Below are 12,837 nucleotides of genomic sequence, written 5' to 3' on the forward strand. Positions count from 1 at the left end.
AAAATCAATGAAAAAGCAAAAAAATGGAAAAAAATGCCTTAATGTTGTATTTAATTAATAGCTTGATGAAATATCGTAGACAAGACACAAGAGGCTAAATATTTCTTATGGTTTACAAGAATTTTTACATTAAGCTGTTTAGTAGTCTCAGAGGAGATTATTAAAATTATGGTTGGTCCCATTCTTGTTGCGAGTGAAGATTATGGAAGACGTATAGAGCTTTCTGCTATGCTCCGAGGTTTTGGTCACCGTGTCATTGAAGCAGAAAATGGTCTCCGTACGATTGATCTTTTGCACAGACGTAGAAATATTGTACTCGCACTCCTTGATGTTGCCATGAGTGATCTGAGTGTGGGGGATTTGATTAAAATGATTAGAGTTGCTGGTGTTTCTGTTCCTATTGTTGTGATAGCACAACAGGAGAATCAAAATTTACTCCAGAAAGCTTTAACAGCTGGAGCTATTGATTATTGGATTCATCCAGTTACATCATTACGATTAAGAGTTACTTTTGATACTCTTGCCCTTATTTCTGCGTTAGAACGTGAAGTTCGTTATATTCGGCGAAAGAATGAGAATCATTTGCGATTTTCTGATCTCTGCATAAAAAGTAGGGCAATGCAGACAGTTCTGGAACAATCGAGGAATGCGGCGGTTTCTTTACAGAATCTTTTGATAGAAGGTGAAGGTGGAACTGGTCGTGAAACATTAGCACGCATTATTCATCATGAGGGTTTATTATCGGATGGAGCCTTTGTTCGCTTTCAATGTTCAGCTATCGTTGACTCAAAAGAAGAAGAGCGTCAGTGGTTTAAAGAATTTCTACCTTTGGTTTCTTCTCTTGAAAAAGGGACACTTTGCCTTTGTGGTGTTGATCGGCTAGAACCTATACAGCAGAAGCGTTTTGCTGGTTATCTTGAAGAGAGGGAAAAAGCAACAAAGAACAATCCTCCTCCTTTTCGAATCATAGCTATTTCAACATCGAGGCTTTCAGATTTGGTTAAAGAGGATTATTTTTCGTGCAGTTTATTTGAACAGCTTTCCTCATTATCGATCACTGTTCCTGCTTTACGGGAATTGAGGGATGATTTTCCAGAACTTACGCAACGTTTGATTGACCGTATTATTGCCGAAACGGGACGATCGCATGTACATGGTTTAGCAGGATCAGCTCTTTCATTGCTTATGCAGTATGATTGGCCTGGTAATCGGGATGAACTTGAGAATTTTCTATTTCGTGCGGTTTTACTCAGTGATGGGCCACTGTTAACTGTTCGGGATTTTCCTCAATTAATGGGGAATCCATTAGTAAGTGTTCCAAATATCATTGAGAGTGATATTCAAAAAAATCATGAGCAAGAATCGATACAATTTTTAAATGCTGATGGGCATGTTCGTACTTTTATAGAGATGGAACATGATATTATTGAGAAAGCGGTTAAACATTATAATGGACATATGAGTGAGATTGCTCGCCGTCTTCATATTGGTCGCTCTACGCTTTATCGAAAAATGGAAGAATTGAAGGCAATAAAGAGACAAGAACGGAAGTAAAATCCACAATAAATTCTCATTTATAAAAGGCATGTTTTTTAAAAAATTATAGTGGCTTTTAGTAAAAGCAGGAGAGGGGTTCTGGCTTTTAAAGAAAATGTTATTTATTGTAGAGTTTAGGTATTGACGATGATTTTGAAAACTCAATAAGTATCAGTTTTATTTGATGGTATCATTTTCAACTCCCTTTTCTTGTTTCTGTTTCTACGATTTTAGCTAATTTTACATTAAAATGAGAAAAAAGCCTTTACGCTTTTTTAGCATTGAAACTAAAATCCTATAATCATTGATATTGGATTTATATTCTCTTAAGCAAGAGGTGGCATTCTGTCTTCTGTGTGATTAAGATATAATTGTTGATTTTAATGTTGTGGTTCGTATCAATGACGGTGCGATGGCTTAAAAATAGAAAGTTTATCTTCTTTGACTTTATTACAGATTGTTCTCGGTTTTATCATGTTTTTTTTTATTGCGTCTATGCTGGCGATCTACACATACGGACGTTTTATGAAAAATGCTAAGGGGGAGTGTTCTTATGCGTTGACTGTTAAGAAAGATGAAACAGAGCTTGACCGTATAGTAGGTCAATTGGCAGAGAAAACAGATGGATTAGGAGTTGATAAAGATGCTCTTTCACTCATCATCAGCAATTTGGATGCTTTTTGTGTTCGTGCGATAGGAGCAGCACAGGCTGGGCGTAGCCTTGATCTGATGTATTATATTTGGGACGATGATGTAACAGGGCGCTTGTTATTAAGTGAGATAGTGGAGGCGGCTGATCGTGGTGTTCGCGTGCGCCTTCTTTTAGACGATATTAACGCTCAAGCACGTGATCCAGCTTATATTGCGCTGGATAAACATCCTCAGATTGAGGTTAGAATGTTTAATCCAGGGCGATCACGTAGGGGTGGTTTACGCCGTGGTTTAGAGATTATATTGCGGGCAATTACTGTAACACGCAGAATGCATAATAAAGCTTTTATTGTGGATGGTCGGGTGGCTTTTGTAGGAGGACGCAATCTTGCAGATTCTTATTTTGATGTTGGTGAGAAATCGCATTTTCGAGATTTAGATCTAATGTTAATTGGCCCCTCTGTTAAAAAGGTAGAGGCTATTTTTGATGACTTTTGGAATAGCGCTGTAGTTTTGCCGATTCATACCTTGGTTGTTCCCAAAAGTGTAAGCGATTTTCGCTATTGGAAAGATAAATTACGAGAATTTCGCGATTCTAAAATTGCAAAAGTTTATTTAGATTATGTCAAAAAGCATATTAGTTTTGATTGTTTTATCGAGACAGGAAAGCGGTTATTTTTGGCAGACAAAGTTGTTGTCCTTTCTGATCCTCCGGAAAAGGCATTGCGCAAAAAAGCGGGAAATTGGCTTATGAAGGCGCTCTCACAGGTTATAGGAGAAGCTAGGAAAACAGTTCAGATTACATCACCTTATTTTGTCCCTGGTAAGGCAGGCACGCAAAATTTTAGCAAACTGGTTTCAAAGGGTATTGATGTCAGAATTCTTACGAATTCTTTAGCTGCTACCGATGTAGCACTGGTACACGGTGGTTATGTACCATATCGTAAGGCGCTATTGAAAAGTGGTGTTAAACTTTATGAATTAAAACCAAACGGAAATACGTATGGATTACGGCTCTTTCGATCAAGTAGGGCAAGTTTACATACCAAAGCTTTTTTAGTCGATCGTAAAACTGCTTTTATTGGGTCTTTAAACTTTGATCCAAGATCAGCTGCGCTGAATACAGAAATGGGCATTCTTTTTGAATGTGCACCGATTACAGCAAGGTTAGATTTGCTTTTTTCTGAAGAAACAACTGGTGAAATGAGTTATCATCTCCGCCTTGGTGATAATAATCGTATTTATTGGGATTTTATAGAAAATGAAAAGCAGTGTAGTGTCGATTATGAGCCGGACAGCAATTTTTGGCGTCGCGCATTTGCTAAAATAATAAGCTGGTTACCTATTGAATCGCAATTGTAGATTTTATAAACCATAATTAGAAAATTATTTTAATTTTTCTTTTCATTTTTTTGTAAAATGGCATAATTCTGTACCAATCCACGACTTATGAGAACCGCAGTTGTATTAAAATCATTTGCGGTGCTTTTTATTAAAGGAATTTGGCTATGGCAAAAATTGTTGAAACAGGGACGGGTGCATTGGCATTGACTTTTGATGATGTGCTTTTACAGCCGGGTCATTCTTTTGTTATGCCTAACCAAGTGGATCTTAAAACGCGCATAGCAGTTGATATTGAACTGAATTTGCCATTGCTTTCTGCTGCAATGGATACTGTGACAGAGTCGCGTTTGGCTATTGCTATGGCTCAAGCTGGTGGTCTTGGCGTTATCCATCGCAATATGTCTCCCACAGAGCAAGCTGAAGAAGTTCGTCAGGTAAAAAAATTTGAATCTGGGATGGTGGTTAATCCGGTAACAATTGGGCCAAATGCAACACTTGAAGAGGCGAAAGCTTTGATGCGCTCTTATGGTATTTCCGGTATTCCGGTTGTTGAAAATAGTGCTAAAGGTGAGATTGTTGGACGGCTTGTTGGAATCTTAACCAACAGAGATGTGCGTTTTGCATCAGATCCCAAACAAAAAATTTATGAATTAATGACGCATGAAAATTTAATCACAGTTCGTGAAAATGTTCAACTCAATGAAGCGAAGTACCTTTTACATCATCACCGTATTGAAAAATTATTGGTTGTAGATGAACAAAATCGCTGTGTTGGTTTAATAACAGTTAAGGATATTGAAAAAGCACAATTAAATCCAAATGCTGCCAAAGATTCGCAAGGTCGCTTGCGTGTTGCAGCTGCCAGTAGTGTGGGGAATGATGGAATTGAGCGGGCTGAAAGATTAATTGACGCAGGCGTTGATATTCTAGTGATTGATACAGCTCATGGACATTCTCAGCGTGTACTAGATACGGTTGAGCGTATTAAAAAAATGGTACCCTCTACAGCTATCATTGCTGGTAATGTCGCAACTCCGCAAGCAACACAGGCTTTGATTGATAGTGGTGCAGATGCTGTAAAAGTTGGTATTGGGCCTGGTTCTATTTGTACAACGCGCATTGTTGCAGGTGTTGGTGTGCCTCAACTTGCAGCTATTATGAATGCTGCAGAAGTTGCTGAAAAAGAAGGTATTCCTGTTATTGCTGATGGGGGGATAAAAGCTTCTGGTGATTTCGCTAAAGCTTTGGCAGGTGGGGCTTGTGCTGCTATGATTGGCTCTCTTTTGGCTGGTACAGAAGAAAGCCCTGGTGAGGTTTATCTGTATCAAGGGCGATCGTTTAAAGCTTATCGCGGCATGGGATCAGTTGGTGCTATGGCGAGAGGATCGGCAGATCGTTATTTTCAGGATGAAGTTCGTGATATGCTCAAATTGGTACCTGAAGGGGTTGAGGGGCAAGTTGCTTATAAAGGGCCTATAGCATCAGTTTTACATCAGCTGGCGGGTGGGTTACGTGCTTCGATGGGATATGTTGGGGCGAAGGATTTAACAGAATTTCGTGAAAAAGCAACGTTTGTTCGTATAACCAATGCTGGGCTTCACGAAAGCCACACACATGATGTTGCTATCACGCGGGAAAGTCCAAATTACCGGCGTCCTGTTTGATAATTAAAGTGGCTACAGTCATTTTGTAAGAGTATAAAAAAACCTTTTAGAACATATCTGGAAATTACTATTTGTGCTTTTTGTATTTTTTTACGATAATTTCAAAAACACAAAGGAATGAATTGGAGGTTAGCACTCCAATTCATTCCTTGCGTTATGGGAAATTAAGGGAATTAACTTTTTGTAGTCTTCCGCCCCATCTTTGACGCGCGTTGGCGAGTGTTAATCTGATCACTTTGGATGGATTTCTTTCCATTGTTTGAGGACGTTGTATTGTGATTGCTTTTAGATAAAGTTGCTTTCCCATTATTGTAAGTGTTCATTATTTTCTCCTTTTAAATTATCTGGCTTAGAACCAGTATAGTAAAAACGGCTATGCCAAATAGTGGTTCCAAGCGTTTTTTTAAAAGTTAATATTTTATTGGGAATAAGATGCGTGTGCTGGCTTTAATATATGTTGTTTGCAGAGAGCTATGAAAATTTAATTTACGAATAAAATAAGGAAAGATGACTTTTGCGTATATACATTGGAAGAGATATTTTAAGGATATACTAGCTTGTAATATCAAGCGAGAAACTATGCATTTTAGAATGAGAGGAATGTAAACAGATGGCGTATGAGAGAAAGAGTTTTTGATGCGCTAAAAAGTGTAATCGAAATTATAGAGTATACAATATAAATTTGAGATATTTTTGAGAAGATTCCACTAGCAGTATAAAGAGATAATGTTGTTCTTTACTTCAATTGTTTAGAATTTTATAGAAATTCAATAGGAGAAATAAATGCGCTTAGGTGGGCGTTTGCAGGCGGCGATAGACATTCTAAAAGAGATAGAAACTCGTCATCGCCCGGTAAGCGAATCTTTAAAAGCTTGGGGGCGAGCTCATCGTTTTGCTGGAGCAGGGGATCGTGCAGCAATTGCTACAATCGTTTATGATGTCTTGAGACGGCGTTATTCTCTGCAATGGCGTATGGATAGTGATGATATGAGAGATATCGTTTTCGGCACCTTATTAGATGCTGGAAAAATGACGATTGAACAAATTGACAGTGAATTGGTAGGAGATCAATTTGCACCTCAGTTATTAGGAGCCAGGCAACGTCAATCATGGAAAAAACGAAAATTGGTTGACGCACCAGACTATATCCGTGGTGATGTTCCTCGATGGTGTCGAGCACATTTAAATCCCGATAATTGGGTTGTTGAAGCAGCTGCGTTAGCAACACGCCCTTCTTTGGATTTACGCGTGAATAGCTTGAAAGCAACACCAAAAAAAGTTTTTCAGGAATTAACAAAAACAAAAGTCCAATCATTATCATGGTTTCCGCAAGCCTTAAGGATTGTACCGATTGAAAAGTTTGACCGTCATCCCAATATTCAAGTTGAACAAGCTTTTCAAAAAGGGCATTTTGAAATACAAGATTTGGGATCTCAAATTGTTGCTCACCTTGTAGAAGCAAAAGCCAGCATGCAGGTATTGGATTATTGTGCCGGAGCTGGCGGAAAAACATTGGCCCTAGCTGCTAGCATGAAAAATAAGGGACAAATTTATGCTTATGACTCAGACAAAGCTCGTTTGATTCCTATTTTTGATCGTCTTCGACGCGCTGGTGTTTGTAATGTACAGCCACTGCTGCAGAGAGAAGAATTGAAACCATTAATAGGTCAGATGGATATCATTTTACTAGATGCACCATGCAGTGGTACAGGAATATGGCGGCGGCGTCCAGATACAAAATGGCGTTTGACATTAGAACAGGTAAGAAAGCGCCAAGTAGAACAAAGGGCAATTTTGAATGAGGCTATAGACTATCTTAAATCAAATGGGCGCTTAGTTTATGTTACATGTTCTCTTTTTATGGATGAAAACGAGAAACAAATTTCTCATTTTCTTCAACAGAATTCCAATTTTTACCCAATAAATATGCACGCATTGTGGCAGCAACATTTTAGTTTTTCGCCTGTGCAACCGAATTTTTCAAATTATGGACTTACGTTATCGCCAGCGACAACAAAAACAGATGGTTTCTTTTTATCGGTGTTACAAAAGAAACAATAACATATATTTTTAGCATCTTTTATTTTAAATTATTACAAAAACAACCTTTTTCTTAAACGAATAGGCTTGTGAAAAGTGAAAGATTGATTAATAAATCTCATTGGTTCTCTTTTACAATTACTGATTGGTTTTTTATGAGCACATCACACTTAGACACTGTTCTTATTATTGATTTTGGTTCACAAGTCACGCAACTTATCGCACGGCGGGTACGAGCAATGGGTGTTTATTGTGAAATTGTTCCTTTTCAATTAGCTTTAGAAGGTATCAAACGGATAAAACCTAAAGCGGTTATTTTATCAGGCAGCCCTTATTCGGTTAATGATGATGGTTCTCCGCGTGCTCCAATGGAAATTTTTAAAATTGGTGTTCCAGTTCTTGGGATTTGTTATGGTGAACAAGTCATGTGCGTTCAGCTTGGTGGAAAGGTTGAAGTTGGACATGAGCGTGAATTTGGACGGGTTTTTTTGGAAGTGCAAGAAGAGAGTCCACTGTTTGATGGTGTTTGGGAAAAAGGCTCTTGTTATCAAGTATGGATGAGTCACGGTGATCGCGTAACGGTTTTGCCGACAGGTTTTCGTATAATAGGAACATCAAAAGGTGCTCCTTATGCTGCCATTGCCGATGAAAAAAGGCACTTTTATGCACTGCAGTTTCATCCTGAAGTTGTCCATACACCGGATGGCGAAAAGTTGTTGCAAAATTTTGTGCATAAAATTTCTGGTCTTCAAGGCAGTTGGTCAATGGCTTCTTATCGTGAGCAGGCAATTGCCAAGATACAGCAAAAAGTTGGAAAAAGTCGTGTTATCTGCGGTCTTTCAGGTGGTGTGGACTCATCAGTTGTGGCTGTGCTTCTCCATGAAGCAATAGGAGATCAATTGACATGTGTTTTGGTGGATCATGGATTGATGCGCAAAAATGAGGCTCAAGAAGTTCTTACATTATTCCGAGATCATTATAATGTAGAACTTATTCACGTAGATGCTGCCGATATGTTTCTCAATGCTCTAGAAGGGATGACAGATCCGGAAAAAAAACGCAAAACAATTGGCCGCCTTTTTATTGAAGTTTTTGAAAAAGAAACAAAAAAAATAGGAGGAGCAGAATTTTTAGCGCAGGGCACACTTTATCCAGATGTCATTGAGAGTGTATCAGCGATTGGTACGTCAGTAACAATTAAAAGCCACCATAACGTAGGAGGATTGCCAGACCGGATGAAGATGAAACTTGTAGAGCCGTTGCGTGAGCTTTTTAAAGATGAGGTTCGCTTGCTAGGGCGAGAGCTAGGATTACCAGAGCAATTTATTGGCCGTCATCCTTTTCCAGGTCCCGGTCTTGCAATTCGGTGCCCAGGTGCGGTTACACGTGAAAAGCTAGAAATTTTACGTGAAGCGGATGCTGTTTATCTTGATGAAATTCGTAAAGCCGGTCTTTATGATGAAATTTGGCAGGCTTTTGCTGTTCTTCTTCCTGTTCAGACTGTTGGTGTTATGGGTGATGGACGCACCTATGAATTCGTTTGTGCTCTCCGTGCAGTAACATCTATAGATGGAATGACTGCTGATTTCTATCCGTATAGTATGGAGTTTTTGGGCAAAGCAGCGGTACGTATTATTAATGAAGTTAAGGGTATTAATCGTGTTGTTTATGATGTAACCTCAAAGCCTCCTAGCACTATTGAGTGGGAATAATTCAAATCAAGTACAATCTTTTTAAGCAAGGAATGTTGTTCAGGATTTGATATTTTGAGAAGCGAGCAAAAAGAAACAATTTTTAAAAAATTGTTTTGCACTTTGTGTGATTTTTAAAAAGTCATTACCTTACCTTATAATCAACCAGTATCGTTTAAAATTGAGAAGTGTGAATTTTGCATGTCTGAAAAAAAAATTGTTGCACATCGTGGTGGAGCTCATCTTTATCCCGAAAATACACTTTCGGCGTTTTGCCATGCAGTTGCATTGGGAGTCGATGAAATTGAATGCGATGTTCATTTGCTTAAAAGCGGTGAAGTAGTTGTATTTCATGATTTTCATCTAGAACGATTGGTTGGGAAAACAGGATATATTCATGACATTGATAATGAAACACGCAAACAACTTTGCGTAAAAGGGAGTAGTGAATCTCCTCCTTTATTAGAAGAAGTTCTTGATCTTTTAGAATCAACCAATGTTGCATTGCATCTTGAAATAAAAACATGCGGTGAAGTTGAGCGTGAAACAACTTTATCTCAAAAGGCACTTGCGTTGATAAAAAGCCGAAATTTAGAACAACGGGTTTCTGCTATCAGTTTTGATCCTACAAGTCTTCGTTCCTTCGTTGAGGCAGGAATCATATCTGGTCCATGTATTGATAGTTTTAAAGGAGATATGCATCGTCGTTTTTCTGAATGGAAACAACTAGGGTATTCTGATTTGAGTTTAGATGGCTCTATTGCGTCACAGGACTTTATTGAATCGGCACTTGAAGCTGGTTTTACTGTGGGAGTATGGACAATAAATGGGAGAGCCCGGTTATCGCACTGGCTTGATATGCCTGTACACTACATCACAACAGACCAACCAGACCTGGCTTTACAATTACGTGCACAAAGATAGCATGCACCCATAATACAAAAGGGACTACAAAAATAAGATTAATAGGAAAAAGTAAAAAAGTGCTTACTGGAGATTCCGAGAAGGGCAAAATTTTTTACTTTACTGACTGATTACCCGTGCGCTTTCCAGTGGTTTTATTAAAAGTATGGAAGTTTTTATAAGGGACAGTAAAACTTAATTTTTTACCATAATCACTTGTAAGACGCTCTTTTATTTCAACAGTAAGAATAGCATCATTCCAATACGTTAAAACGTGGCATCCCGTTCCTATAGGCTTGATAAATTCAATTTGTGTATGAAAAACAGGTCCTTTATCTGGATGCTTGCCCAATAAGATTACTTCTGGTCTGAATGCTAAAAGATCAGTTTCTTCGTCATAAGAAAATGAATGATTTAAATGTTGTTCTAAGATTTTTCGATCAAGAAAATTCATAGGTGGAGAACCAATAAAATCAGCAACAAACGTTGTTGCTGGAGTATCGTAAATTTCCATTGGTGTTCCAATTTGCTCGATAGCTCCTTTATTCATAACGACTATTCTATCGGCCAATGTCATGGCTTCTAGTTGATCATGGGTAACATAGAGACTGGTTGTTTCTAATGAACGCTGTAAAGTTTTAATCTCAATACACATTTGAGCACGCAATTTTGCATCAAGATTTGAAAGGGGTTCATCAAAGAGAAAGACACGCGGTTGACGCACAATCACGCGTCCCATTGCAACACGTTGGCGTTGTCCTCCTGATAATTGCCGCGGTTTACGGTCAAGAAATGGCTCTATTTCCAAAAGTTTTGCAGCATGCGCGATACGCTTATTTATTTCATCTTTAGGTGTTTTACGATTTTTAAGACCATATTCTAAGTTTCCACGAACTGTCATATGGGGATAAAGAGCGTAGTTTTGAAAAACCATAGCGATATCGCGATCAGCAGGTTCACGATCATTGATACGCTCATTATCAATATAAAGTTCGCCTGAAGTAACCTGCTCGAGTCCTGCAATAATGCGTAATAAGGTTGATTTGCCACACCCTGAAGGACCGACAAGGACAAGAAGTTCACTATCAGCAACAGTTAGATTTAAATCGTCAATGACAAAAATGCCATTATCATATTGTTTTTTTATATTTGATAGCTGGATTGTGGCCACAGTCATTTCTCCGTTTCAATAAGGCCTTTTATAAAAAGCCGCTGCATGCAAATAACAACAAGAACAGGTGGCACCATGGCAATGACCGATACTGTCATGAGTATATTCCATTTAGGATCATGCTGAAGTGATTCTATGACAAGCTGTTTTAGAATAATAAGAATAGTTTGATGATTTTGATCAGTTGTAACGATAAGAGGCCAAAGATATTGTACCCATCCGTAAATAAACATAATGATAAATAAAGCAGCGATATTACTTTTGCTAAGAGGGAGAAGAATATCTTTAAAAAATTTAAATGGTCCTGCACCATCAACACGAGCAGCTTCCAAAAGTTCATCAGGAACAGTCAAAAAAAACTGGCGAAATAAAAATGTAGCAGTTGCAGATGCAATGAGTGGAATAATCATCCCGCTATAAGTGTTTATCATGCCCAACTGTGCGACCACTGCATATGCTGGGATAATACGAACTTCTACAGGCAGCATCAGAGTAATAAAGATGAGGGCAAAAGCAGTTTTGCGGAAAGGAAAGCGCATGTAAACAATTGCATAAGCAGAAAAGAGCGAAATAATAATTTTTCCAATACTAACACCAAGTGCCATAATGAGTGAATTCATTAAAAGTGGCCAGATGTTAGGTAAGCCGAGCTGCACAAGGCCATCACCAAAGATTATTTTATAGTTTTCTAGAGTATGCGTTCCCGGTAACAGAGGAAGCGTTCCGGAACTAAATGCTGCCGAACTATGAGTTGATGCAATGACAGCAATATAAACCGGAAAGCAAATAATGATAATACCAACAATAAGGATGATATGGGTTAAAAATTTCAGAACAGGACGATTTTCAACCATGATTTTCTTCTTAATATTGTACGCGGCGTTCAAGCCAGCGGAACTGGATAAACGTTAGGATAATAACCATCAACATTAATATCGTCGATTGTGCTGATGATGCACCAATCATTTGGTTTCTAAAACCATCATCATATACTTTGTAGACAAGAGTATTTGTAGCACGTGCAGGGCCTCCAGAAGTTATGTTATCAACAATACCAAATGTATCAAACATAACATATTGAACATTAACGATAAGAAGAAAAAAGGTAGTTGGTGAAATCTGCGGAAAAACCACTGTCCAAAACCGTTTAAAAGGTCCCGCACCATCAATTGCTGCTGCCTCTATTTGAGAACGTGGAATGGATTGAAGACCCGCAAGAAAAAAAAGAAAATTGTAAGAGATTTGTTTCCAACTGGCTGCAATCACAATAAGGATCATTGCTTGAGTGCCATTGATACGATAATTCCATATAATACCTATTTTTTTAAGAAGAAAAGGGATTGTTCCGATTGTTGGATGAAAGATAAACAACCACAGTATACCTGCTAACACAGGAGCAACAGCATAAGGCCAAAGCAAGAGGGTTGTATAAGCTTTTTTTGCGCGCATAACACGATCAACGCAGACAGCCAAAAGAAGCGATATCGTCATTGCAACAACAGTGACAGAGACGGAAAATATCGTAGTCGTGAGCAGTGACTGGATATAAGTAGCATCAGAAAGAATAGTCACATAATTTTCAAAACCTATAAAGGTTGTTGTAAAGCCAAAAGGATCTTCACGCTCGAAAGATGATTTTATTGCTTGGGCAGTAGGCCAAAAGAAAAACAAAAAAGTCACAAGGAGCTGAGGAAAAATCAGCCAGTAAGAAAGGAGACTATTTTTGAAATATGCATGTTTTTCTTGCATTCGGAGGGCTCTTTAAATAGAGAGTCTTTAGAAGGATGAACAAAAAACCTAAAAAACTCAACTAGTTAGTTGAACTTTTACTCTTTAA

Annotated in this window: 9 protein-coding genes; 6 read left to right on the forward strand and 3 right to left on the reverse strand. The window is 38.3% G+C overall.

Going from position 1 to position 12,837, the window contains the following annotated elements:
- Window positions 1-168: 168 nt before the first annotated feature.
- The 6 genes from V4B17_RS00320 (at window position 169) to V4B17_RS00345 (ending at window position 9,850) form a co-directional block, all read left to right on the forward strand.
- Window positions 169-1,554 (forward strand): sigma-54-dependent transcriptional regulator, encoded by a 1,386-nt coding sequence (locus tag V4B17_RS00320; RefSeq protein WP_455479553.1) that lies wholly within the window; start codon window positions 169-171, stop codon window positions 1,552-1,554.
- A 423-nt stretch (window positions 1,555-1,977) separates the two neighbouring features.
- Entirely contained in the window at window positions 1,978-3,549 is a 1,572-nt protein-coding gene (locus V4B17_RS00325; protein WP_455479554.1) for a phospholipase D-like domain-containing protein, read from the forward strand.
- Window positions 3,550-3,695: 146 nt separating this feature from the next.
- Complete coding sequence (gene guaB / locus V4B17_RS00330) at window positions 3,696-5,195, forward strand: IMP dehydrogenase (RefSeq protein ID WP_455479555.1); 1,500 nt, start codon at window positions 3,696-3,698, stop codon at window positions 5,193-5,195.
- A gap of 783 nt (window positions 5,196-5,978) precedes the next feature.
- Window positions 5,979-7,256: an RsmB/NOP family class I SAM-dependent RNA methyltransferase gene (locus V4B17_RS00335; protein ID WP_455479556.1), complete on the forward strand. Its 1,278-nt coding sequence runs from the start codon at window positions 5,979-5,981 to the stop codon at window positions 7,254-7,256.
- A 134-nt stretch (window positions 7,257-7,390) separates the two neighbouring features.
- On the forward strand, window positions 7,391-8,947 hold the full coding sequence (gene guaA, locus V4B17_RS00340; protein ID WP_455480224.1) for a glutamine-hydrolyzing GMP synthase: 1,557 nt from the start codon (window positions 7,391-7,393) through the stop codon (window positions 8,945-8,947).
- Window positions 8,948-9,127: 180 nt separating this feature from the next.
- Window positions 9,128-9,850, forward strand: coding sequence for a glycerophosphodiester phosphodiesterase (locus V4B17_RS00345; protein WP_455479557.1), 723 nt, complete (start codon window positions 9,128-9,130; stop codon window positions 9,848-9,850).
- A 94-nt stretch (window positions 9,851-9,944) separates the two neighbouring features.
- Here V4B17_RS00345 and V4B17_RS00350 read toward each other — a convergent pair whose 3' ends face one another.
- From V4B17_RS00350 to ugpA, 3 genes are read right to left on the reverse strand one after another with little or no spacing between them, the layout of a single operon-like run.
- Window positions 9,945-11,000 (reverse strand): sn-glycerol-3-phosphate import ATP-binding protein UgpC, encoded by a 1,056-nt coding sequence (locus V4B17_RS00350; RefSeq protein ID WP_455480225.1) that lies wholly within the window; start codon window positions 10,998-11,000, stop codon window positions 9,945-9,947.
- 2 nt (window positions 11,001-11,002) lie between these two features.
- Window positions 11,003-11,854, reverse strand: a complete 852-nt coding sequence (gene ugpE / locus V4B17_RS00355) for a sn-glycerol-3-phosphate ABC transporter permease UgpE (RefSeq protein ID WP_455479558.1) — start codon at window positions 11,852-11,854, stop codon at window positions 11,003-11,005.
- 10 nt (window positions 11,855-11,864) lie between these two features.
- On the reverse strand, window positions 11,865-12,749 hold the full coding sequence (ugpA, locus tag V4B17_RS00360; protein ID WP_455479559.1) for a sn-glycerol-3-phosphate ABC transporter permease UgpA: 885 nt from the start codon (window positions 12,747-12,749) through the stop codon (window positions 11,865-11,867).
- Window positions 12,750-12,837: the final 88 nt, after the last annotated feature.

The organism is Bartonella sp. B23, from assembly GCF_053793815.1.

Bases quoted from the DNA above. Each gene is read 5' to 3' on its own strand.
- V4B17_RS00345 (WP_455479557.1), top strand. From the start codon at position 9,128: ATGTCTGAAAAAAAAATTGTTGCACATCGTGGTGGAGCTCATCTTTAT.
- V4B17_RS00335 (WP_455479556.1), top strand. From the start codon at position 5,979: ATGCGCTTAGGTGGGCGTTTGCAGGCGGCGATAGACATTCTAAAAGAG.
- guaA (WP_455480224.1), top strand. From the start codon at position 7,391: ATGAGCACATCACACTTAGACACTGTTCTTATTATTGATTTTGGTTCA.
- ugpA (WP_455479559.1), bottom strand. From the start codon at position 12,749: ATGCAAGAAAAACATGCATATTTCAAAAATAGTCTCCTTTCTTACTGG.
- ugpE (WP_455479558.1), bottom strand. From the start codon at position 11,854: ATGGTTGAAAATCGTCCTGTTCTGAAATTTTTAACCCATATCATCCTT.
- V4B17_RS00320 (WP_455479553.1), top strand. From the start codon at position 169: ATGGTTGGTCCCATTCTTGTTGCGAGTGAAGATTATGGAAGACGTATA.
- guaB (WP_455479555.1), top strand. From the start codon at position 3,696: ATGGCAAAAATTGTTGAAACAGGGACGGGTGCATTGGCATTGACTTTT.